Genomic DNA, 20,705 nt, shown 5'->3' with positions numbered 1-20,705 from the left:
CTAGCCTGCCATGTGAATGCCGCCGTTGACATTGACGTCTTCGCCGGTCATAAAGCTGGCGTCATCACTGCATAAAAACGCGATCACAGAGGCAATTTCGCTGGGTTGCCCGACGCGTTTGAGCGGGGTCTGCGCAATTGAATCAGCCCCCCGCTTTTGCATCAATTCGTTGGTCATCGGTGTCTGAATGATCCCAGGCGAGACGGAGTTCACGCGGGTCTTAGGGGCGAGCTCTCTTGCTAGCGATCTGGTCAGACTAATCAAAGCCCCTTTTGTCGCACTGTAGTGCGAGTTGTGAAACGCCCCTCGATGAGCGGCGACCGACGCGATATTCACAATTGCACTGTTAGCCGTCAAGTAAGGTAAGGCCCGCTGAATCAGAAAAAATACGCCATCCAGATTGACACTCATGGTTTCACGCCACTGATCATCCGTCATCTGTTCAACGGGTTGGAATTTGTAAATACCTGCGCCTGGCACAAGAAAATCAATGCCTCCAAAGCAATCTACCGCGAGTTTGACCAGCACTTCAGCGTCTTTAGAGGATGCCGAATCAATCGCGAGAACGGCGCACCGTTCTTCAGCCAAACCGAGTTCGCTCACGACCGATGCTAACAACGCCTCATCACGGTCGGCCAAAACAACATTAGCACCATCGTGATAAAACCGTTTCGCAATCTCGCGACCGATACCGCCCGCTGCGCCGGTCAGCACTAAGGTGCGTCCTTCAAAATCATAGGTCATACCATCACTCCTGTTGTGCATCCGTTAAGATCATGTCAGCCCCTTTTTCAGCAATCATCATGACGGCAGCTTGGGTATTGCCAGACACCATGGCTGGCATGACTGACGCATCCACTACCCTCAGACGTGCAATCCCTTTGAACTTCAAGCGAGGATCAACCACCGATTGCTCATCAGATCCCATCCTGCAGGTACCAATCGGATGGTAAATCGTTTGACCATTTTCACGCGCAAAATCCAACCATTGCTGATCTGTTTGCGCACCCTCACCTGGGGACATTTCGTGGTCGATGTAATGACGCATTGCCGCCTGACCCATGATTCGGCGCGCGATTTTCATGCCATTGATCAGAACCGTTTGATCTTCTGTCTGTGCCAGAAAGTTAGGGCGAATGCATGGCTGTCGTGAAGCGTCAGGCGATTGAATATGGATACTGCCTGTTGAGGTTGGCCTCAACCCCGTCACCCCAATCGTGAGGCCTGGCAGAGAGTCGAGCTTTCGGACGGCCGCATTCGCATAACTGGCGTGCATAAAAAAGTATTGCACATCGGGGGTCGCGATGTCTGGTTGAGATTTGACAAAGCCGTGTACCAACCCAGTCCCCAAGGTCAGAATCCCTTTTCGCTGCGTAAAATATTTCAACGCAGCCATCGCAACACGCCAGCCTTGCGCCATTTCGTTTAAGGTTTGGGTGTTTTTTACTCGCCAATTCATGCGCGTGGCGTAGTGATCGATATAGTTCTCACCCACCATGGGGGCTTCGTGACGCACTGTCAAACCGTACTTTCGCAACAAGCTTGGGTTACCCACCCCTGAGAGTTCAAGAATCTGGGGGGTTTGCACGGCGCCAGCAGCCATAATCACTTCGCGTTTGGCTTTGACTTCGACCGTGCCCGTTGGGCCTCGATAGACGACCCCGCTGCAAAGCGCACCATCCAATGTGAGACGCTGTACAAACGCCCCTGTGCGAATGGTTAGATTTTTACGATGTCGAGCGGGATTCAGATAGCCGTCCACCACTGTCCAACGTTCACCACCCCGCTGAGACGCTTGATAATAGCCAAAGCCCTCTTGATCACCGGCGTTGTAATCGACATTCAACGGTTGGCCATCTTCTTTTGCTGCTTCTAAAAACGCTTCAGTCAAGCGATAGCGTTCAACAATGGGAGACACGTGCATGGGGCCAGCCCTACCACGGTTACCACCGCCCGGCAAATAGGTCTCAAATTTTTTGAAATAGGGTTCAACCTCTTGAGCTGACCAACCCGTCGCGCCAAGCGAAGCCCAATGATCATAATCTTGCGGCTGCCCTCGCACAAAAATCATGCCGTTGATCAAGGTCGATCCGCCCAAGCCTTTACCTCGTGGGATTGCAATTGGCCGCTGACGCGTCCCCTCTTCGGGATCACTGGTGAAGCGCCAGTTATAGACAGGATCATTCAATAATTTTGTAAACCCCGCGGGGATCTTGATCCATAAGCTCTTAGGCTCACCACCTGCCTCTAACATCAAGACGCTGTACTTGCCGTCAGCCGTCAAGCGGTTCGCCAGCACACAAGCCGCAGTGCCACCGCCCACAATCACATAATCAAAAGTTTCCATTAACGCTGTCCCAGTCGTAAGAAAGCTGCCATCAACTCAATCTGACACTCAAGCATGGGCAGACCGAACTGTAGGCTGCAGCCCTTCTCTTCTGCAATCGCAAGCACTGGGGTGAGTGCGGGCTTCATGATGATCTCAGCGACCAGCTGTTCGGCAACCAGCTGATCCGCTCGAAAGGGTAATGGGTCTGTTGGCGACATGCCCAACGAAGTCGCATTGACCACCACATCAAATCCTATTGGGCTATCCGTGGCGACGGTTAGCTGCACGGAGGGATAAAACGGTTGCAGGCGTTCAATCAGTTCATGTACTTTGGATGAAGTCCGATTGTAGATAGCCAGTTCACCCACGCCAGACTCTGCCAACGCGAAAGCGATCGCGCAAGCAGCACCACCCGCACCACAGAGCATAACGCGCTTGCCTTGCAGCTCAACGTGACTGCGACGCAAACCCGCGACAAAGCCCTCGCCGTCAAGAACATGGCCCATCAGACGTCCATCCGGATCGCGGCGCACAACATTGACAGCACCGACCATCGCAGCAGCCGGCGACACTTCGTCACACAAATGACGGACGGTCATTTTATGAGGCACGGTCACGACAAAACCATCAAGATTCTGTAGCCCACGCGCAGCCGTGACCCAAGCTGACAAGCTCATGGCAGGGACTTGCAAGGGCACGAGGACTGCATCAACGCCCTTTTTTGTCGCCCATTCGTTGATCAGTTGCGGCGTTTTAACCTGCTGCACGGGATCTGCGAGAATCGCGCAGACCCTGGTAAGGCCGGTGATGTTCATGTCTCTCTCTCGTTTTTTATCGTTTGTTGAGGGAAAGCATAAACCATTTAGCAGGTCAGGCTCATCCCCAGATCAGCTGCGTTTGACGATTTGCATACATCGCCTTTCTTGACCTTTGTTGTAACTGAACGCAAAGGGCAAAGGCTTAGTATTCTTGGATTGCGTGTACGCCAACGCGAGAGAGGCTTGACGATTGCGGTTAAACAATTCGTGCGGGTACAGAAATCCACCGTAAAGCGTCACTTGACCAATTTTGCTTAAATCAACGTAATCAAGCCCAGTTTCATCCTGAACGACGACGGGGGCTCGAGCCATGACCATGTCGCGAAGTTTGCTAAAGCTCGGCATCTGTAAAAGATGTGAGGCAGCTTTCAACAGGGTTGGATGCGTCGCGTGGTTGGCAAGCCACTTATCCATGGGTTCATTGCTACTCAAATTTTTATCCGATAAATCCGTGCTGACGTAATCCAGCACCACATCTCGACCGTCTTTGGTGAGCATCAGTCTGACTGAATGCCAAGGCCCGTCCGTTTGAACGAAATCACCTGTCTCGCTCAGCGCAATGGGGAAGACATCCTTGACCTGATAGCCCGAGTACATCGCAAAACTCATCAAGATCGTGGTGACCCCGATGTGAGCATCCGCATCGGATAAGTCTTGGTTCAAATCGTCAGTCCTGAAAAAACCAAGCTTGGCGAATTTCTTCCATTCGCGTAGAAATTTATTCTGAAATTTGGCCTGCTTGGCGACAGACATTTGCTTGAGTGATGCGGGCTGCCCCGCCGCCTGAATCGCGACCATCACAAAATGATCTGCTTTCGGAAACAACGCTGCAACGCTGACGAAGTCTGGCCCCGAAAACGGGTAAAACACCGTCCGATCAGCTGTCTCGGGGATTTCATTTTGGCCCCAAGTTTTTGCCAGCGCGCCAGTGGTCTGCTCGTATACAGACCAGATCTGGTCGGCTTGGGTCTTGTTCGCCCCGGTTAGAAAAGGCAGGTCAGGCGCAATCTGTCTGCCTGCCGTGGCAGTTGTCGTGGTAGTTGCCGTGGTGGTGGTCGTGCTCGTCACAACTGGTGCCGTCGCTTCGTGAGTCGCTTGAGCCACTGAGTGGTCTGACACCACCAACAACGCCAAGCCAATACTGCAACTCACGAATAGCTGCCTGCGGGGCAGAAACTTCACATCTTTAAAAACGCTCATCATTAAACTAACTCGTCATTTAAATTAAAAATTTTTATTCTTGTTCGTGTGATTGACACGATTCGCCAACACGATGCCCAGCACAATCAGCGCCAATGCAACGATATGATAGCCCTCTGGGTACTCATGTAGTAAAGCGACTGACAGTAGTGCGGCAAACATGGGTGTCAAATTCTGAAAAAACATGGGTAGTTGCGTCCCTGTTCTCGCAACCGCCTGTTGCCAGCAAAGATAGGCCAGCAACGCTGGGCAAGTCGATACGTAGAGCAAAATCAGCAATAATTTAGGGCTGAACTCGATGGCCGCATACGTGCCAAAAGAAAGCTCTGCCACCGCCATCGGCAAGGCGAATAACAAACCCAGCATCATTTGTGCCGCAAAGGCTGCGTAAATTGACATGGCGGGTGGCCGCCGACGCAGGACCCAGGTGTAGAGCGCCCAAAGCGCCATGGCCAGCAACATAAACAAATCGCCAGCAACGAACTGAATGCTCGCAAGATTGGAAAAATCACCTCGCACCAATACCCAAACAACGCCCAATATGGATATGCCGGCACCCAAGACTGCCAAGCGATAGATCGCGGCCCCAAAAAACAACCGACCGATCAGCAAAGTAAACACCGGCCCCACGGAGGTGATGAGTGTGATGTTGATGGCGCTCGAGGTCGTGAGCGCGAGGTACTGCAGCGCGTTGTAAGTTGTGACGCTCAAAAAAGCCGTGATGGACATCAACAACCAGTGTGCTTTGAGCAATGGCCAATCTCGTTTGAAGGTAGTCCAAACGAAAGGCAAGAGGATCAATAGCGCTAGCGCCCACCTCACAAAGTTCAGCGTCATGGGTGGGATGACCCCTGAGGCCATTCGACCACCCACTGCGTTGCCTGCCCAGAATACGGGCGGCACCAGTAAAAACAGCAAATTCAGCGGCCGCATTTGACTCAGACGGCACCCAGTACTTTGACACCATCCATATAGGCTTGCAACGCGTCAGGCACGCGGACACTGCCATCGGCATTCTGATAGTTTTCAAGTACCGCCACCAAGGCACGCCCGACCGCTAATCCTGACCCATTCAGGGTGTGCAAATATTCTGTCTTGCCAGCGTCTGTTCTCATCCGCGCTTGCATTCGACGAGCTTGAAAAGCCTCGCAATTCGATACCGACGAAATCTCGCGCCACGTGTGTTGAGCGGGCAACCATACTTCGAGATCATAGGTTTTTGAGGATCCGAATCCCATATCACCGGTACACAGCAACATGACACGGTAAGGCAGGCCGAGCAACTGCAACACTCGACCAGCATGACCCGCCATCACCTCAAGCGTTTGGTAGGATTCATCGGGCGATACGACCTGAACCATCTCCACCTTGTCAAACTGGTGTTGACGAATTAACCCCCGAGTATCACGCCCACCACTGCCCGCTTCAGATCTGAAACAAGGCGTATGGGCGGTCAGTCGAATCGGCAACTCTGATGCGGGGACGATGCGATCGCGCACAGAATTGGTCAAGGTGATTTCTGAAGTAGAAATCAAATATTGTTCTTCTTGCATCAAGGCATTGCCGCTTGCATCAACCCCTGCCCCGTCATCACCGCCACGGGTGACAGAGAACATGTCATTTTTGAACTTGGGTAACTGACCCGTGCCCATCAAGGTCGAGGCGTTGACAATATAAGGGGTATAGCACTCGACATAGCCATGCTCAGTCGTTTGCAAATCCAGCATGAACTGCGCCAGTGCACGATGCAGTCTTGCCACGGGGCCTTTCATAAAGGCAAAGCGGGCCCCGGATAATTTAACGGCCGTCTCAAAATCAAGCCCAATTCGTTCGCCTAGGGCGACATGATCCAAGGGCTCAAAACCCAAACCCCGGGGATTACCTGTCGACGGGTCTGGATGAGGCACCCAGCGGCTGATTTCAACGTTACCTTGCTCATCTCGCCCAATGGGTACGCTTTCATGAGGCAGATTTGGCACAGCCATCAACATATCCGCGAGCTGAGTCTGGATATCGGTGAGTGCGGCCTCAAGTGACTTCAGTTTGACCGGGATAGCCTGAGATTCAGCCATGACAGCGCTGGCATCTTCACCTTTCGATTTGAGCGCACCGATCTGCTTGGCAAGCGCATTTCTTTGCGCTTGAAGTGCTTCGGTTTCTGTTTGTACGGATTTACGACGAGCTTCGAGGGCGTTGAAATGATCCGTGTCGAATGTAAATCCTCGGGTTGCCAACCGGGCCACCACGGCAGCCAAATCTTTACGAAGGAGGGATGGATCATGCATAGTCACACTCTACAAACATTATTAATTGATCAATCATTGTAATGTTTGTCTGATGTTTGTCTGAACCGATTCGCACATGGTGGTCTTGGGCACAACACCCGTCTTTTGGTTCAGTGCCGGATCATCCACCGGATACCGTAGGCCAGCACCGCCAAGAACGACACGCTGACCGCCCAAATCAGGGCAAACCAGCCCAAGCGCTTCAAACGTGATGATTTAATGGTAGGCACTGCTATGTCTTACTTTGCCGCGAAACACCCAGTAGGCGTACCCGGTATACCCGAGAATCAACGGAATAATCACTAATGCCCCCGGCAATATAAACGCCAGGCTCTTATCTGGCCCTGCGGCATCCCATAAAGTGACTGAGGACGGGACGATATACGGAAAAAAGCTAATCAAAAGACCGATATAGCAAAGTAAAAACAAACCGTTGACGGCGAGGTAAGGCGTCAGTTCATTTTTGCGTGCCAAACCGCGAAACAGCAGAAAAGCGCACACCAGCACCAAGAGGGGAACGGGCGCCACAAATAGCATCGCTGGCCAAGCGAGCCACTTGGCTCTGAATTGATCACTCAAAAACGGTGTCCACAAACTCGCCACTGCAATCATGACAAGCATCAGGCCACCGAAAACCCGCGACAAATGTCTGACGCGTTCTTGCAGTGCGCCTTCTGTTTTCAATACCAACCAGGTTGAACCCAATAAGGTGTAACCAATCACTAACGCAACCCCTGTCATCAGACTAAAGGGCGAGAGCCAATCCCACCAGCCGCCTGCGTAATGCCGCCCGTTAACGGGTATCCCATGTACCAAGCCCCCGAGAGCCATGCCCTGAGCAAAAGTGGCAATGATTGAGCCGAACCAGAAAGCGAAATCCCAGTAAGGTTTGTGGGACGGAGATTTCCAGCGAAACTCAAAGGCAACGCCCCTAAACACCAGTGCCAGTAGCATGATGATGATAGGTGCGTAGAGCGCGGGCATAATAATCGAATAGGCGAGCGGGAACACCGCCAACAAACCTCCACCACCCAAGACCAACCACGTCTCGTTACCATCCCACACCGGGGCGATGCTATTGATCATTCGATCCCGATGCTCAGGATCTTTGATGAAGGGAAATAAAATCCCAACCCCTAAATCAAAGCCATCAAGCATCACGTAGGTGATCACAGCAACAGCAATGAGTGCAGCCCAGATCAAGGCGTAATCGATATTCATGATGATGCCCCCTCAGGCAACGTGCTCATGGTCTTACCTGCCCCGACACCAGCTGCTCTCACTGGTTCGTCCAGCGGCAAATGCGAGTCGCTGGCTTGAGGGGCTCTTTTCATCATCACCACAATGTAATAGATGCCCATCGAAAACAACGCGAAGTAGATCACGATAAAAGCGAGCAGGGACGATCCGACTGCTTCAGCATCTACTGGGGATCTGGATTCCCAGGTCGTCAGCAAGTTGTAAATGGTATAGGGCTGACGCCCCACTTCGGTCACCACCCACCCAGCAATGACGGCCACAAAGCCAGCTGGGCCCATGGCAACAGCGAATTTATGCAAGAACTGGCTGTCATAGAGTTTTCGGCTAAGCCGCAACCACAGACTCAACATACCCAGCGCTAGCATTAACACACCCAAACCCACCATTACCCTGAATGCAAAAAACGGCAACGTCATGGGTGGCACTTCATTGTCAGGCCAAGTATTTAAGCCCTGAACCACACCAGTGAGCGAGTGCGTCAGAATCAAACTGCCCAAATACGGAATCTCAACCTTGTAATTCATCTTTTTCTCTTTCGAGTCCGGTATTCCAAACAAGACGAGCGGCGCAGGCGTGATGGTGTCGTAATGCCCCTCGATCACCGCCACTTTCTTGGGTTGATATTCATAGTCGTTCAATCCATGCATATCACCCGCCAGAATTTGCAGAGGTGCAACAATCGCAATCAGCCACATGGCCATCGAGAACATGGTTCTTCCAGCCTGAAGCGCGTCCGTGCCGGCGGTATCACTCGGTGGATTTTTCTTAAATTTGAGGAGATGGTAAGCACCCACCGCACCCACGACCAAAGCGGTGGTCAGATAAGCGGCAAAAACGGTATGCACAAAACGATATGGGAAAGACGGATTGAAAATAACCGCAAACCAATCTTCAACCACGTATTGACCTGCGTCATTCATACTGTAGCCCGCAGGTGTCTGCATCCAGCTATTAACGGCAAGAATCCAGAAGGCAGAGAGTGCCGTCCCAAAAGCGACCAGTAAGGTTGCCAGACAATGTAATTTGGGCCCTACCCGCTCGCGTCCGAACAGCATGACACCAAGAAACCCAGCCTCAAGAAAGAACGCAGTCAGCACTTCGTACCCCATCAGCGGCCCAATCACTGGCCCCGACTTGTCTGCAAAGACGCTCCAGTTCGTGCCAAATTGATAGCTCATCACGATGCCAGAGACTACTCCCATGCCAAACGCTACAGCAAAAATCTTTTTCCAGTAGTTAAACAAGGTGAGATAGACGGCCCGCCCCGTGGAGAGGTGCCCGACGTTAAGGACGGCGAGATAACTCGCAAGCCCGATCGAAAAAGAGGGAAAGATGAAGTGAAAGCTCACCGTGAAAGCAAACTGCAAGCGCGCAAGATTGTGAGCGTCAAACCAATCCATATCTGTATCTCCGGTGCGGTTGGGTCAGCTTTTGAAATTAACTATACACCCGAACGATGACATTCGTCTGTACGGTAAACGCAACCACCCTGTTCTTCATCAAATTTCCCGCTGACACCAATCTGTCATGACCGGAAAGTAGTTCAACCCGTTCTTAAAAAAGGCTTTGCATCTTCTTCTCAGTGACTTCCTATTTCTTGCCTGCTTCTTCATCCCACTGCTTGAGCAGGCTCATCTTTTCAGCAATCTTGATTTCTAAGCCTCTTGGCACTGGTTGATACCAACCAGGTTCTTCTATGCCTTCGGGGAAATAGGTTTCACCAGCAGCATAGGCATTGGGTTCATCATGAGCATATCTGTATTCATGCCCATAGCCCAGTTCCTTCATCAGCTTTGTTGGCGCATTGCGAAGATGAACAGGAACTTCTCTACTCTTGTCCTGCTTCACGAAGGCCCTTGCTTGGTTGTAGGCGTTGTAGCCAGCATTGCTCTTGGCAGCAACAGCTAGATAAATCACTGCCTGTCCTAGTGCGAGTTCACCTTCTGGACTTCCCAACCGTTCAAAGGTCAGTGCCGCATCGTTGGCTATCTGCATGGCTCTTGGATCGGCAAGGCCAATGTCTTCCCAAGCCATACGAACGATTCTTCTGGATAGATACCGAGGATCTGCGCCGCCATCCAACATTCTTGTCAGCCAGTAGAGGGCGGCATCTGGATGAGAGCCCCGAACCGATTTGTGGAGAGCTGAAATCTGGTCATAAAAATTGTCGCCGCCTTTATCGAAACGCCGTGTATTGACCGTCAAGGCATTTTTGATAAAGTCGGCGCTAATCCACTGAACATCAGCAGCACTTGCGGCTGTCCTGCATTGTTCGAGCAAATTTAGAAATCTTCTCGCATCGCCATCGGCATAGCCAATGAGGGTATCGACCGCAAGGGTTTCAAACTCAAGGCAAGCGAGTGATTGCGCTTGCGCCCGCTGCAGCAACAGCTTGAGCTCATCCTCGGTTAAAGACTTCAGCACATAGACTTGTGCGCGCGACAACAAAGCAGAATTGACTTCGAAAGACGGGTTTTCTGTCGTGGCACCGATGAAAGTCACTAATCCAGACTCAACAAAAGGCAGCAAAGCATCTTGTTGCGATTTGTTGAAACGATGAATTTCATCGACGAAGAGCAGCGTCCGCTGATTGTTTTGATCAAGTGCATGTTGCGCTTCATCCATCGACGCGCGAATTTCTTTGACCCCGGCAAACACCGCTGAGATAGCAATGAAATGACAATCAAAGGCCTTTGCCGTGAGGCGCGCGATTGTGGTTTTGCCCACCCCAGGCGGTCCCCACAAAATCATCGAATGTGGTTGACCAGACTCGAAGGCCAAGCGCAACGGTTTGCCAGGGCCCAATAAATGAGCCTGTCCAATGACGTCGTTCAGGTGTTGAGGTCTAAGCGCCTCGGCCAGCGGCGGTGTCGGCTTCGCTCTGAACAGATCGTCAGTCACGTCGCAAGCCTATTGCGCCCGCACCACATCAACCCCCAGTGGGGGGACGAATTTGAAGCTATCAGCGGCTAACGCGGGGTTAGGCTTTAAATCGCTCAGGTCTACATGTGTCGTTTGACCAAAGCCATCCAGCAAAATAAATCTCATCGGCAGATCGTTTGAGAAACCAATGTCTACTTGAACAAAGCCGGCATCAGCGGTTTTAGGTTCTGCTCGCAACCAAGACAAACCCTCGCGCGCTGGCAATGCCGTGAGCTTGAACACTTTTGCCATGTCGCCAGAGCCAAACAAGATCGCCGCGGGAGACGCCCCAATTGCCTGAGCGACTGGTCTTGTCATGACCTGATTGAGATCGGGGTCGTATTGAAACAACGTGGTGCCATCCGACACGACTTGCTGTTCGTAGGGTTTGAGCACGTGCCAGCTAAAGTGACCGGGCCGCTCAAACAAAAACTCGCCAGTTTGTTTAGGCTTGGATAGCCCCTGAGGGCCCACGGTATATTGCGAGAACTGCCCGCGGGCAGCAGAAACATGCGAGACAAATTTTCGCAGTTGCGCCACTGCATCGCCGTTTGCCTGCCCCTGTGCATAGGCTTGAGCATGAGTCAGCGCCAACGCTGCCACAACCCCAACGGCCGCCGTCAACCGAAACGCGCCGACCAGCAAGCTTGCGCAGATCCGTTCAATAGCCATGCAGCTCATTCCTCTTGGGTGGCATTAGGGGCGAGAATCTCACGATTGCCATTGGATTGCATTTTGGACACCAGACCAGAATTCTCCATCTGTTCGAGCAAACGCGCGGCTCGGTTGTAGCCTATCCGCAAATGGCGTTGTACCAACGAAATGGACGCCCGACGATTTTTCAAAACGACTTCGACAGCCTGATCGTACATGGGATCTGATTCGGGATCAGATAAACCCGTCACGCTACTGAGGCCGTCGCCGGTCTCGCCGGCAATCCCCCCCTCGAGCAACCCGTCAATATAATCCGGCTCGCCCTGCGCTTTGAGGTATTCCACCACGCGATGGACTTCATCATCGGTGACAAACGCACCGTGCACACGAACCGGCAGACCTGAGCCTGAGGCCTTGTAAAGCATATCGCCTTGCCCGAGCAACGCCTCTGCCCCCATCTCGTCCAGAATCGTTCTGGAGTCGATTTTGGACGAAACCTGAAACGAAATACGCGACGGGATATTAGCCTTAATCAACCCCGTGATCACATCAACACTGGGACGTTGCGTCGCGAGGATCAGATGAATCCCCGCGGCACGGGCTTTTTGTGCCAGGCGAGCAATCAGCTCTTCGATTTTCTTGCCCACCACCATCATCAGATCTGCCAACTCGTCGATCACGACGACGATCGTTGGCAACTCTTTCAAGGGTTCGGGTTGATCTGGGGTTAGCGAAAAGGGATTGGGAATAGGCTCTTCATGCTTGATCGCATCTCTGATTTTCGTGTTGTAACCTGTCAGATTACGCACACCGAGCTTGCTCATCAAACGATAGCGTTTCTCCATCTCGCCCACGCACCAATTCAGCGCATTTGCCGCCTGCCGCATGTCGGTCACGACGGGTGCCAGCAAATGAGGGATGCCTTCGTAAACACTCATCTCAAGCATTTTCGGATCAATCAGAATCAGTCGCGTGTGATGGGCATCTGCTTTGTACAGCAGTGACAAAATCATGGCATTAATACCCACTGACTTGCCAGAGCCGGTTGTGCCAGCCACCAGCAGGTGCGGCATTTTCGCCAAATCAGCGACCACCGCATTCCCCGCGATATCCTTACCTAAGGCCATGGTCACCACAGAATGATTGCTGTGATAGGTTTGTGAGCCAAGTATTTCGGATAACTTCACCATCTGACGTCGTTGATTGGGCAACTCAAGCCCCATCAGGTTTTTGCCGGGAATAGTCTCAACCACACGAATGCTGACCAGACTCAGTGCTCGGGCTAAATCCTTCGCGAGATTCACCACCTGACTGCCTTTGACGCCGGTGGCAGGTTCAATCTCATAACGCGTAATCACGGGGCCAGCCTGCGCAGCAACGACCTGCACCTGAACCCCAAAATCAGCCAATTTTTTTTCAATAAGGCGAGAAGTGAACTCAATCGTTTCAGGTGAAACGGTTTCAACAATAGGTGGTGGCGGGTCTAGCAAGGAGAGCGCTGGCAGATCGCCTGTCGCAGAGGGTTCACTGAACAGTGTTTGTTGCTTTTCTTTTTGCACTCGCTCTGATTTCACGACCGAGACCACCGCCGGCTCAATGCGGATCGGTTGATCGTGGACGATGATATCCTGCTTCGCTTCAACCTGTTCACGTCTTCTGGCTTGGGCGACCTCGCCGGCTTGACGATCGACGTGGGCGGTGCGCCAATCTTTGATCCCGAAGTAAGCCAGCTCTAACCAGCCGCCAATCCGTTCACAAAGCACCAACCACGAAAAGCCGAAAAACAAACTCAGCCCGATGATGACCAATGCCAAAAGAATCAACGTACTGCCGGTAAAACCCACCCCTTGACCCAGAAAACTTGACCAGGCTTGCCCGATCCAGCCACCGGCCCCACTCATGGTGTCGGTGTGGCCAGGTAATCGCATCCCCCACGAGCCGAAACGGTAAGCCTCTAACCCGACGGAACCAACCAGCAACATCAAAAAACCAATACCTTGTTCCCATTTGACCCGCTCGAGGGTCTCTGGTTCACCTTTGGTTCGAATCTGGTTTGCCAAGCGCCGATAACCTGCTCGGACGCGATGTAACAACAGCACAACCAGCCACCAGGCAGAGAAACCGAACAGGGAAAACAAGATGTCCGACAAGTTGGCACCGAGGTAGCCACCCCGATTTTGTATCGTGTTTGACGCACTCGAATGAACCCATCCGCCGTCGTTGGGCGACCAAGAAAACAAGATGAGCGAAAGCCAAGCCGCCAGCGCCGCGAAGAAAATCCAGCGAGCCTCTCGCAAGATCGAAAACAGCCTGCTTTGCATCGCGGAGGGGCCGTTTTTGGTGTTTCGGGTCGTTCGCGACGTGCGCGCTGAGGGATGAGATGTTCTGGACATGGCGCACATTATAATTTGGACACCACTATAGGGGTAAATACCTGATGTCGACAAGCAAACATGCAAAAGTCCTGATTCTAGGATCTGGCCCTGCTGGCTATACAGCCGCAGTCTACGCCGCTCGCGCCAACCTGAACCCGGTGCTGGTGACAGGGTTGGCGCAAGGCGGCCAATTGATGACTACCACGGACGTCGACAATTGGCCCGCAGACGCCCAAGGCGTTCAAGGGCCTGAACTGATGCAGCGCTTTGCCGAGCACGCCGAACGGTTTAATACAGAAATGGTGTACGACCATATCGCCAGTGTCGATCTATCCAGCCGTCCTTTCAAACTGGTGGGCGACGGCGGTCAGCTTTACACGTGCGATGCCTTGATTATCTCGACAGGCGCCTCAGCCAAATACCTGGGGTTACCTTCCGAAGCAGCCTTCATGGGCCGTGGGGTATCAGGCTGCGCCACCTGCGACGGATTCTTCTATAAGAATCAGGATGTTGTGGTAGTGGGCGGTGGCAATACCGCCGTCGAAGAAGCGCTCTACCTATCCAATATTTGCCGAAGTGTGACCGTGGTTCATCGTCGCGATAAATTTCGCGCTGAACCCATCCTGATTGACAAAATGATGGATAAAGTCGCTCACGGCAATATGAAACTGGCGCTATACCAAGAACTTGACGAAGTCCTCGGTGATGCGTCAGGGGTCACGGGTGTGCGAATTAGAAGCACACAAACCGGCGCTAAAGTCGACTTGGCAGTCACCGGTGCCTTTATTGCGATTGGTCACCAACCCAATACTGCTATTTTCGAAGGACAGCTAACCATGAACAACGGTTACATCGTGACGAAAAGCGGCTTGTCGGGTCTGGCCACCATGACATCTGTGCCGGGCGTTTTTGCGGCTGGTGACGTGCAGGATCACGTTTACCGTCAGGCGATCACCAGCGCAGGTACAGGTTGTATGGCCGCGCTAGACGCACAACGATGGCTGGAGAATGCCGAGTAATAAAAAGGGCCTTGCCGATCTCAAGGCCGCTTTCAAAGAGATTCAAGCTGAAAAAGCTCGACAGGCGGCAGTCACCCCGCCTGTCGAAGCAACGCGTCAGCCGGCTGAATTATTAAAAGACAGCAAACTCTTCGACCGCGCGACTCGAACGGTCAAACCCATTCAGGCGAACGCGAGGGTCATTCACCCTCCGGCAACTTTGCAAAAGCCCGCCACCGCCTTACAGCGTCGTCAGCGGGCAGTGGGGACGGCGACCCAAGCTACGCCTTTGGCGACGAGCACTGCCGTCTCTGATGGCGCCGGTCTCTATCCCGCGTCGGGCGACGCCACAGATGGTAACGCTCGTTTTGCGGCACCGGGTGTTGGGCCCGATACGGTCCGCAAGTTGCGACAAGCCTATTGGCCAGTTGGTGCTCAGCTCGACTTGCACGGCATGACAGCCGACCAAGCACGAGAGCGTCTCATCCACTTCCTGGAAACCAGTCGCGCGTTCGGTACCCGCTGTGTGAAGGTGATCCATGGCAAAGGCTATGGGTCCAAGTCTGGGCAGCCCGTCCTCAAACAGCTCGTGCGTCACTGGTTAACCCAAATCGCGATTGTTCAGGCGTTTGCTACGCCAGCCGACGCCCACGGCGGCCAAGGCGCGCTATTAGTGCTGATTAAACTGACCTAACGCTGAAAAAGGTTTTTATCAACAGTATGATGAGCATCAAGATAAACTTACTTTGACTTGGGCCTCGCATCATGATCAGCCGTACCATCTTTGCAACCTCTCTGGCGTTCACAATGCTGTCTATCGCTCTTGCGCAAACGACAGAGCAGCGCAGTACCCTGGCCGAGCAACAAGACGTCGCAGTCACGATCTACAACGACAACCTGGCCTTGGTCAAAGATCATCGTAAGATCGCGATCAAATCTGGGGCTTCATCCTTGGCCTTTCGAGATGTCAGTGCAAAGATACTTGCCGAGACCGCGCAAATGCGCAGCCTGAGCTCACCTGGCAAACTGACGGTGCTTGAACAGAACTTCGACTTCGACCTGTTGACCCCGCAACAATTATTAGAGAAGTATGTCGGCCGTCAGGTGACCATCGTTCATTCCAACCCAACCACCGGCGCAGAAACTTCTGAAACAGCCACCGTACTCTCTGCCAATAACGGGGTCGTGCTGCAGATCGGTCAGCGCATTGAAACGGGTCTTTCGGGGCGCATTGTTTACGATGATGTGCCACCCAACTTGAGAGATCGTCCAACGTTGGTCATGACTCTCGAAAACAAAGGGTCACCAGAGCAAGACGTTGAGCTGAGCTACCTCACCTCGGGGCTCGGCTGGAAGGCGGACTACGTCGTGGCGCTCAATCCAACTGACGATAAGCTCGATATTTCTGGCTGGGTGACCCTGACCAATAAAAGTGGCACGAGCTATAACAACGCCAAGCTCCAGCTCGTTGCAGGTGATGTGCATCGGGCACGTCAAGTGGCCGGGGCAGTGTTCAAATTGGCGACGCCGATGCCTGCCCCTGTCGCTAGAGCCAGCATGAGCGAGGAAGCGCTTTTTGAATATCACCTTTACTCGCTGGATCGCCAGACAACGATTGCAGAAAATCAAACCAAGCAGGTCGCTCTGCTCACAGGCGCTAATGTGCCAATGCGCAAAGTGTTGATCCTGTCTGGTTCGGATTATTACTATCAAACCAATTCAGGCAACCTCGGCCAAAAGCTGAAGGTCAGCGCATTTGTTGATTTCGACAACAAAGAGAGCGCTCACCTAGGCCTGCCTATGCCCACCGGTGTTGTGCGTGTCTACAAAAAAGACTCAGCTGGCAATACGCAGTTTATTGGTGAAGATAACATCGACCACACCCCAAAGAACGAAACCTTACGTCTAAAACTCGGTGAATCCTTTGACGTCACTGCGGACAAAAAACAAATCAGTTTTGCTAAGTTCGGTGGCACTGGAAAATATAAAAATATTTACGAAAGTGCTTACGAAATCGTCCTAAAAAATGCCAAAAAAGAAGCGGTCACCGTGACTGTTCAAGAGCCCATCCCTGGCGATTGGCAAATGCTCAATGAGAGCCAAGGTCACACCAAGCCTGTCAGCAATACTGCGGTCTGGCAAGTCTCCATTCCAGCAGAGGGAACAACCACGCTGACTTATCGGGTTCGAGTTAATTCTTAAAGGTATCTTTGATTATGCGCTGTTTTAATCATGCAGACGTTGACGCCGTGGGCTTGTGCCGCGCTTGTGCAAAAGGCCTGTGCCACGATTGCGCAACCGATTTATCATTTGGTTTGGCATGCAAAGATAAACATGAGCCTGAGGTGCATGCCTCACATAATCTGCTAGAGCGCTCGAAAAACCTTCTGCAGACCAACAAGAGAGCAAAATACTTGGCGCCTGTCTTTTTCGGGATTTCTGGTTTGGTGTTTATTTCGAATGGGACGGGCCTATTTCATGGGCCTGGATCATCGCCGCTAGATCCTTTTCAGATCATCTTGGGTGCGACGTTTTTCGTCTTTGCGCTCGCGTTGACGTTCATCAACCGGCGCGCATACCGGCGTTAATAGTCGAAGGCAACACCCCATAAGGAGTACTGATGGCAAAAATCAGCTTAAGTCATTCACTCGAACAACTCACGCAAGACAAAGCACTATTTCGCACCTTCTTCACGCACGGATCACTGGAAGTAGAACTTTACAAGCCGCAAGGCGCTGATCTTCAAACGCCACATACCCGTGATGAAATTTACGTGATCGCCTCTGGCAATGCACACTTCACCCTGGATGCCGAACAGTATGACGTTGTCGCTGGAGATGTGCTCTTTGTCGCAGCAGGCGCCGAACATCGATTCAGTGCATTCTCTGACGACTTTACGACGTGGGTCTTTTTTTACGGCCCAACCGGTGGTGAACGCACCTAAAGTGTACTTGACCCACTCGCACGCTTAGCGAGCGTGATACGCACAAGCGACAACGGCCAACACAATGTGTCAGCCGTCGCGCATTTTGCTTTTATTTTTTATTACCTGTTTTGGTGCCGTTATCCCCGACCTTTCCAACAACAGGCTTTGTCACCTCACCCGCATGAAATTGATGATGCACCAATACACGGCGGAGGGCATCAGGGAATGCCCTTATTTAGCGCCAAAACGTCGAAATTTGACTTTTCAATTGCAAAAGCAGGAGATCTGTTTTTATTAATGCAAACGGGTTACTGAACCTAGCACTGATCACAAATTTGCAATCATGGCATCACCAAAGCCAGAACATGACACCTGCGTTGCCCCCGGTAACAGTCGAGCAAAATCATAGGTGACTTGCTTGGACAAAATGGTTTTCTCCATGCTCTGGATAATCAGATCTGCGGCCTCAACCCAGCCCAAATGCCGCAACATCATCTCTGCCGACAGAATTTCAGAGCCTGGATTGACGTAATCTTTACCTGCATACTTTGGGGCAGTACCAGATGTCGCCTCAAACATGGCCACTGAATCAGACATGTTCGCACCCGGTGCGATACCTACGCCACCCACCTGCGCAGCCAATGCGTCCGACAAATAATCACCATTCAAATTCAAGGTCGCAATCACGTCGTATTCAGCAGGCCGCAGCAGTATCTGTTGCAGAAACGCGTCGGCGATCACGTCTTTGATGATGATTTCGCGACCAGTCTTCGGATTCATGATGCGGCACCAAGGACCGCCATCAATCAATTCGGCACCAAACTCTTCGCGAGCGAGTTCGTAACCCCAATCCCGAAAGGCACCTTCGGTGAATTTCATGATATTGCCCTTGTGAACCAAGGTGCAAGAGGATCGATTGTGGTCAATCGCGTATTGGATAGCACGCCGAACCAGGCGTTTACTGCCTTCGCTCGACACGGGTTTGATGCCCAAACCTGAGGTATGCGGAAACCGGATGTTGTCGACACCGAGCCTGGTTTGAAGAAAGTCCATCAAGGCCTTGGCCTGCTCGGATCCCGCAGCAAACTCGACACCGGCATAAATATCTTCTGAGTTTTCGCGAAAGATCACCATGTCAGTTTTCTCAGGCTGGCGCAACGGCGAGGGTACCCCTTTGAAATATCGAACAGGGCGCAAACAGACATAGAGATCAAGCTGCTGTCTCAAACTCACATTCAAAGATCGAATGCCGCCCCCTACTGGCGTGCTTAATGGCCCTTTGATAGACACCACGTATTCTTTCACCGCTTCGATCGTCTCTGCGGGCAACCTCACATCGGCACCATAGCGTTCGGCGGCCTTCTCGCCAGCAAACACTTCCATCCAATGAATTTTTCGCGCACCATCGTATGCCTTCTGGACCACTGCATCGACGACCTTACGCATGACGGGGCTGACATCGCGTCCTACGCCATCGCCCTGAATAAAAGGGATAATAGGGTCATTGGGCACGTCCAGTGAAAAATCTTGCCGCAGCTTGATTTTGCTTCCGGTGGTTGGGACGACAATGTGTTGGTATGACATGCTGGCTCCTGTTGTCATTGTTTTTACGTCATTCTATTGGGTTCGTGCCGCATCTCAAACTGAAGGCAAATACAGCACTACTATGTTTAATCCGTCCAGAGACGAAGTTCGTCAATTTTTCGTGCAGGCTTGGCGTAAACACCGCCAGCAGGAGATTCTCACCCCGCTAGAATCTCAGGCGCTCGGCTGGGTCATGCAACACCCGGAATACCACGCAGACCTCGAGAGTGATCAAGCACTCAGCCGTGACTATAGCGTTGAAGAGGGGCGCACCAATCCATTTTTACACCTGTCGATGCATCTGGCCATCACGGAACAAGTTTCAATCGACCAACCTCGGGGTATCAAAGCCGCCTACGACACGTTGTCAGCACGAGTCGACCGGCATTTTGCCGCCCATGAGATCATGGAGTGCTTAGGACAAGTGGTGTGGGAATCACAACGGTCAGGCACAGCGCTTAACAGCGACAGCTACCTTGAACTGATTCAGAGGCGCGTGGGCCTCTGAACTGTCTACTCAAATTTACTTGTGAACGCTCAACGGGCCAGGCAGCGACTCGAGCCAAGCCGCCACATTATTGACCTCATCTTGCGATGTCAATTGCATGGCCATCCCGCCCATCACGGCGTTCTTGCGTCCGTTGGCGGTGTTCGGCATATCATGCGCACCACGTTGATATGCTTTCAGCGCGTGCGCTAAGTAACTGTAATGCTGACCAGCCAACACCGGATACTCAGGCAAGATAGGCGATTTAGCATCAGCACCGTGACAGGAAGCGCAATTTTTTTGCTCCCAGGTGGCTTTGCCGGCGCTCAAATCAGCAGCGCCCGCAACCGTCGATGCAATCAACAGGGCCGAGCCAACGAGGGCGAGTGATAGATGTTTCATGGTACCCCCGATTATTTGATACTTGAGTAGTAAGCGGCCAGATCAGCGATATCTTGATCCGACAGGCTCGCGGCCACAGAATTCATGGTTGGATGGCTTCTGCTGCCTGTCGCATAGGCTTTCAGGGCGGACTGGATGTACTTGTCACCTTGACCGGCGATCATAGGGACTGCATACACCTCTGGGAAGCTGGCTTTATACCCGGGAATCCCGTGGCACCCAATACACATTGCTATTTTCGCCTTGGCCGCTTCCGCGTTACCCACAGGCGCATCTGCAGCAAAAGCAGTAGGAGACAGCGAAGCGCTTGTCCCCAAGACGAGGAGAGAGACTAGGCAAGTATTTAAACTGCGAAACGTCAGTGTCGACAACATGATGAAATGACTCTTGGCTTGGCAAAAAAGTCCCGGGCAAAATTAGTCCGGCCGCAAAAACCGTTTGATTGTACGATAATTGACTCAAATA

At 52.3% G+C, this 20,705-nt stretch carries 21 protein-coding genes; 6 read left to right on the top strand and 15 right to left on the bottom strand.

The window, feature by feature from the left end:
- From AC1W8Y_RS08130 to AC1W8Y_RS08075, 12 genes are all read right to left on the bottom strand, one after another.
- Complete coding sequence (locus tag AC1W8Y_RS08130) at positions 1-744, bottom strand: SDR family NAD(P)-dependent oxidoreductase (RefSeq protein WP_482013967.1); 744 nt, start codon at positions 742-744, stop codon at positions 1-3.
- 4 nt (positions 745-748) lie between these two features.
- Positions 749-2,347, bottom strand: a complete 1,599-nt coding sequence (locus AC1W8Y_RS08125; protein WP_482013966.1) for a GMC family oxidoreductase — start codon at positions 2,345-2,347, stop codon at positions 749-751.
- On the bottom strand, positions 2,347-3,144 hold the full coding sequence (locus tag AC1W8Y_RS08120; protein ID WP_482013965.1) for a shikimate dehydrogenase family protein: 798 nt from the start codon (positions 3,142-3,144) through the stop codon (positions 2,347-2,349). The genes AC1W8Y_RS08125 and AC1W8Y_RS08120 overlap by 1 nt, the downstream gene beginning before the upstream one ends.
- Before the next feature lie 72 nt (positions 3,145-3,216).
- Complete coding sequence (locus AC1W8Y_RS08115; protein ID WP_482013964.1) at positions 3,217-4,350, bottom strand: hypothetical protein; 1,134 nt, start codon at positions 4,348-4,350, stop codon at positions 3,217-3,219.
- 21 nt (positions 4,351-4,371) lie between these two features.
- A complete protein-coding gene (locus AC1W8Y_RS08110) occupies positions 4,372-5,280 on the bottom strand; it encodes a DMT family transporter (protein ID WP_482013963.1) in 909 nt (302 codons plus the stop codon).
- 5 nt (positions 5,281-5,285) lie between these two features.
- Positions 5,286-6,632, bottom strand: coding sequence for a serine--tRNA ligase (gene serS / locus AC1W8Y_RS08105; RefSeq protein ID WP_482013962.1), 1,347 nt, complete (start codon positions 6,630-6,632; stop codon positions 5,286-5,288).
- Between the two features lie 110 nt (positions 6,633-6,742).
- The gene (locus AC1W8Y_RS08100) at positions 6,743-6,862 is read right to left on the bottom strand and encodes a DUF2474 family protein (RefSeq protein ID WP_482013961.1); all 120 of its coding nucleotides are present in this window, start codon (positions 6,860-6,862) and stop codon (positions 6,743-6,745) included.
- Complete coding sequence (cydB, locus tag AC1W8Y_RS08095) at positions 6,849-7,853, bottom strand: cytochrome d ubiquinol oxidase subunit II (RefSeq protein ID WP_482013960.1); 1,005 nt, start codon at positions 7,851-7,853, stop codon at positions 6,849-6,851. The genes AC1W8Y_RS08100 and cydB overlap by 14 nt, the downstream gene beginning before the upstream one ends.
- Positions 7,850-9,292 carry a cytochrome ubiquinol oxidase subunit I gene (locus tag AC1W8Y_RS08090; RefSeq protein WP_482013959.1) on the bottom strand — a complete coding sequence of 481 codons (1,443 nt, stop codon included), beginning with the start codon at positions 9,290-9,292 and terminating at the stop codon, positions 7,850-7,852. Before AC1W8Y_RS08090 ends, cydB begins: the two co-directional genes overlap by 4 nt.
- Positions 9,293-9,482: 190 nt before the next feature.
- Positions 9,483-10,793, bottom strand: a complete 1,311-nt coding sequence (locus AC1W8Y_RS08085) for a replication-associated recombination protein A (RefSeq protein WP_482013958.1) — start codon at positions 10,791-10,793, stop codon at positions 9,483-9,485.
- A gap of 9 nt (positions 10,794-10,802) precedes the next feature.
- Complete coding sequence (lolA, locus tag AC1W8Y_RS08080; RefSeq protein ID WP_482013957.1) at positions 10,803-11,486, bottom strand: outer membrane lipoprotein periplasmic chaperone LolA; 684 nt, start codon at positions 11,484-11,486, stop codon at positions 10,803-10,805.
- 5 nt (positions 11,487-11,491) lie between these two features.
- Positions 11,492-13,861, bottom strand: a complete 2,370-nt coding sequence (locus AC1W8Y_RS08075) for a DNA translocase FtsK (protein ID WP_482013956.1) — start codon at positions 13,859-13,861, stop codon at positions 11,492-11,494.
- Between the two features lie 44 nt (positions 13,862-13,905).
- On the opposite strand from AC1W8Y_RS08075, the gene trxB reads away from it, so the two are divergent.
- The 5 genes from trxB (at position 13,906) to AC1W8Y_RS08050 (ending at position 17,785) form a co-directional block, all read left to right on the top strand.
- On the top strand, positions 13,906-14,862 hold the full coding sequence (gene trxB / locus AC1W8Y_RS08070) for a thioredoxin-disulfide reductase (protein ID WP_482013955.1): 957 nt from the start codon (positions 13,906-13,908) through the stop codon (positions 14,860-14,862).
- Positions 14,852-15,535 (top strand): Smr/MutS family protein, encoded by a 684-nt coding sequence (locus tag AC1W8Y_RS08065; protein WP_482013954.1) that lies wholly within the window; start codon positions 14,852-14,854, stop codon positions 15,533-15,535. Before trxB ends, AC1W8Y_RS08065 begins: the two co-directional genes overlap by 11 nt.
- A 113-nt stretch (positions 15,536-15,648) precedes the next feature.
- On the top strand, positions 15,649-17,043 hold the full coding sequence (locus tag AC1W8Y_RS08060) for a DUF4139 domain-containing protein (RefSeq protein ID WP_482013953.1): 1,395 nt from the start codon (positions 15,649-15,651) through the stop codon (positions 17,041-17,043).
- 14 nt (positions 17,044-17,057) lie between these two features.
- Positions 17,058-17,429, top strand: a complete 372-nt coding sequence (locus AC1W8Y_RS08055) for a hypothetical protein (protein ID WP_482013952.1) — start codon at positions 17,058-17,060, stop codon at positions 17,427-17,429.
- A 32-nt stretch (positions 17,430-17,461) separates the two neighbouring features.
- Positions 17,462-17,785 carry a cupin domain-containing protein gene (locus tag AC1W8Y_RS08050; protein ID WP_482013951.1) on the top strand — a complete coding sequence of 108 codons (324 nt, stop codon included), beginning with the start codon at positions 17,462-17,464 and terminating at the stop codon, positions 17,783-17,785.
- A gap of 309 nt (positions 17,786-18,094) precedes the next feature.
- On the opposite strand, the gene icd is transcribed toward AC1W8Y_RS08050, so the two are convergent.
- Positions 18,095-19,351, bottom strand: coding sequence for an NADP-dependent isocitrate dehydrogenase (gene icd / locus AC1W8Y_RS08045; protein WP_482013950.1), 1,257 nt, complete (start codon positions 19,349-19,351; stop codon positions 18,095-18,097).
- Positions 19,352-19,433: 82 nt separating this feature from the next.
- Between icd and AC1W8Y_RS08040 the strand changes: the two genes are divergently transcribed.
- Positions 19,434-19,859 (top strand): DUF1841 family protein, encoded by a 426-nt coding sequence (locus AC1W8Y_RS08040; RefSeq protein WP_482013996.1) that lies wholly within the window; start codon positions 19,434-19,436, stop codon positions 19,857-19,859.
- A gap of 15 nt (positions 19,860-19,874) precedes the next feature.
- Here AC1W8Y_RS08040 and AC1W8Y_RS08035 read toward each other — a convergent pair whose 3' ends face one another.
- Together AC1W8Y_RS08035 and AC1W8Y_RS08030 are read right to left on the bottom strand one after the other, a co-directional pair.
- Positions 19,875-20,240 (bottom strand): c-type cytochrome, encoded by a 366-nt coding sequence (locus tag AC1W8Y_RS08035; RefSeq protein WP_482013949.1) that lies wholly within the window; start codon positions 20,238-20,240, stop codon positions 19,875-19,877.
- Positions 20,241-20,251: 11 nt separating this feature from the next.
- Positions 20,252-20,614 carry a c-type cytochrome gene (locus tag AC1W8Y_RS08030; RefSeq protein ID WP_482013948.1) on the bottom strand — a complete coding sequence of 121 codons (363 nt, stop codon included), beginning with the start codon at positions 20,612-20,614 and terminating at the stop codon, positions 20,252-20,254.
- Positions 20,615-20,705: the final 91 nt, after the last annotated feature.

The organism is Jezberella sp., from assembly GCF_964834465.1.
Note: the sequence above shows the minus strand (reverse complement) of the source record. Positions and strands in the feature narration are given on the sequence as shown.

Excerpts from the sequence above, each read along its gene's own strand:
- AC1W8Y_RS08130 (WP_482013967.1), bottom strand. The coding sequence starts at position 744 with ATGACCTATGATTTTGAAGGACGCACCTTAGTGCTGACCGGCGCAGCG.
- AC1W8Y_RS08125 (WP_482013966.1), bottom strand. The coding sequence starts at position 2,347 with ATGGAAACTTTTGATTATGTGATTGTGGGCGGTGGCACTGCGGCTTGT.
- AC1W8Y_RS08030 (WP_482013948.1), bottom strand. The coding sequence starts at position 20,614 with ATGTTGTCGACACTGACGTTTCGCAGTTTAAATACTTGCCTAGTCTCT.
- AC1W8Y_RS08055 (WP_482013952.1), top strand. The coding sequence starts at position 17,058 with ATGCGCTGTTTTAATCATGCAGACGTTGACGCCGTGGGCTTGTGCCGC.
- trxB (WP_482013955.1), top strand. The coding sequence starts at position 13,906 with ATGTCGACAAGCAAACATGCAAAAGTCCTGATTCTAGGATCTGGCCCT.
- serS (WP_482013962.1), bottom strand. The coding sequence starts at position 6,632 with ATGCATGATCCATCCCTCCTTCGTAAAGATTTGGCTGCCGTGGTGGCC.
- AC1W8Y_RS08115 (WP_482013964.1), bottom strand. The coding sequence starts at position 4,350 with ATGATGAGCGTTTTTAAAGATGTGAAGTTTCTGCCCCGCAGGCAGCTA.
- AC1W8Y_RS08075 (WP_482013956.1), bottom strand. The coding sequence starts at position 13,861 with ATGTCCAGAACATCTCATCCCTCAGCGCGCACGTCGCGAACGACCCGA.
- cydB (WP_482013960.1), bottom strand. The coding sequence starts at position 7,853 with ATGAATATCGATTACGCCTTGATCTGGGCTGCACTCATTGCTGTTGCT.
- AC1W8Y_RS08040 (WP_482013996.1), top strand. The coding sequence starts at position 19,434 with ATGTTTAATCCGTCCAGAGACGAAGTTCGTCAATTTTTCGTGCAGGCT.
- AC1W8Y_RS08065 (WP_482013954.1), top strand. The coding sequence starts at position 14,852 with ATGCCGAGTAATAAAAAGGGCCTTGCCGATCTCAAGGCCGCTTTCAAA.
- AC1W8Y_RS08090 (WP_482013959.1), bottom strand. The coding sequence starts at position 9,292 with ATGGATTGGTTTGACGCTCACAATCTTGCGCGCTTGCAGTTTGCTTTC.
- AC1W8Y_RS08120 (WP_482013965.1), bottom strand. The coding sequence starts at position 3,144 with ATGAACATCACCGGCCTTACCAGGGTCTGCGCGATTCTCGCAGATCCC.
- lolA (WP_482013957.1), bottom strand. The coding sequence starts at position 11,486 with ATGGCTATTGAACGGATCTGCGCAAGCTTGCTGGTCGGCGCGTTTCGG.
- AC1W8Y_RS08035 (WP_482013949.1), bottom strand. The coding sequence starts at position 20,240 with ATGAAACATCTATCACTCGCCCTCGTTGGCTCGGCCCTGTTGATTGCA.
- AC1W8Y_RS08060 (WP_482013953.1), top strand. The coding sequence starts at position 15,649 with ATGCTGTCTATCGCTCTTGCGCAAACGACAGAGCAGCGCAGTACCCTG.
- AC1W8Y_RS08050 (WP_482013951.1), top strand. The coding sequence starts at position 17,462 with ATGGCAAAAATCAGCTTAAGTCATTCACTCGAACAACTCACGCAAGAC.
- icd (WP_482013950.1), bottom strand. The coding sequence starts at position 19,351 with ATGTCATACCAACACATTGTCGTCCCAACCACCGGAAGCAAAATCAAG.
- AC1W8Y_RS08110 (WP_482013963.1), bottom strand. The coding sequence starts at position 5,280 with ATGCGGCCGCTGAATTTGCTGTTTTTACTGGTGCCGCCCGTATTCTGG.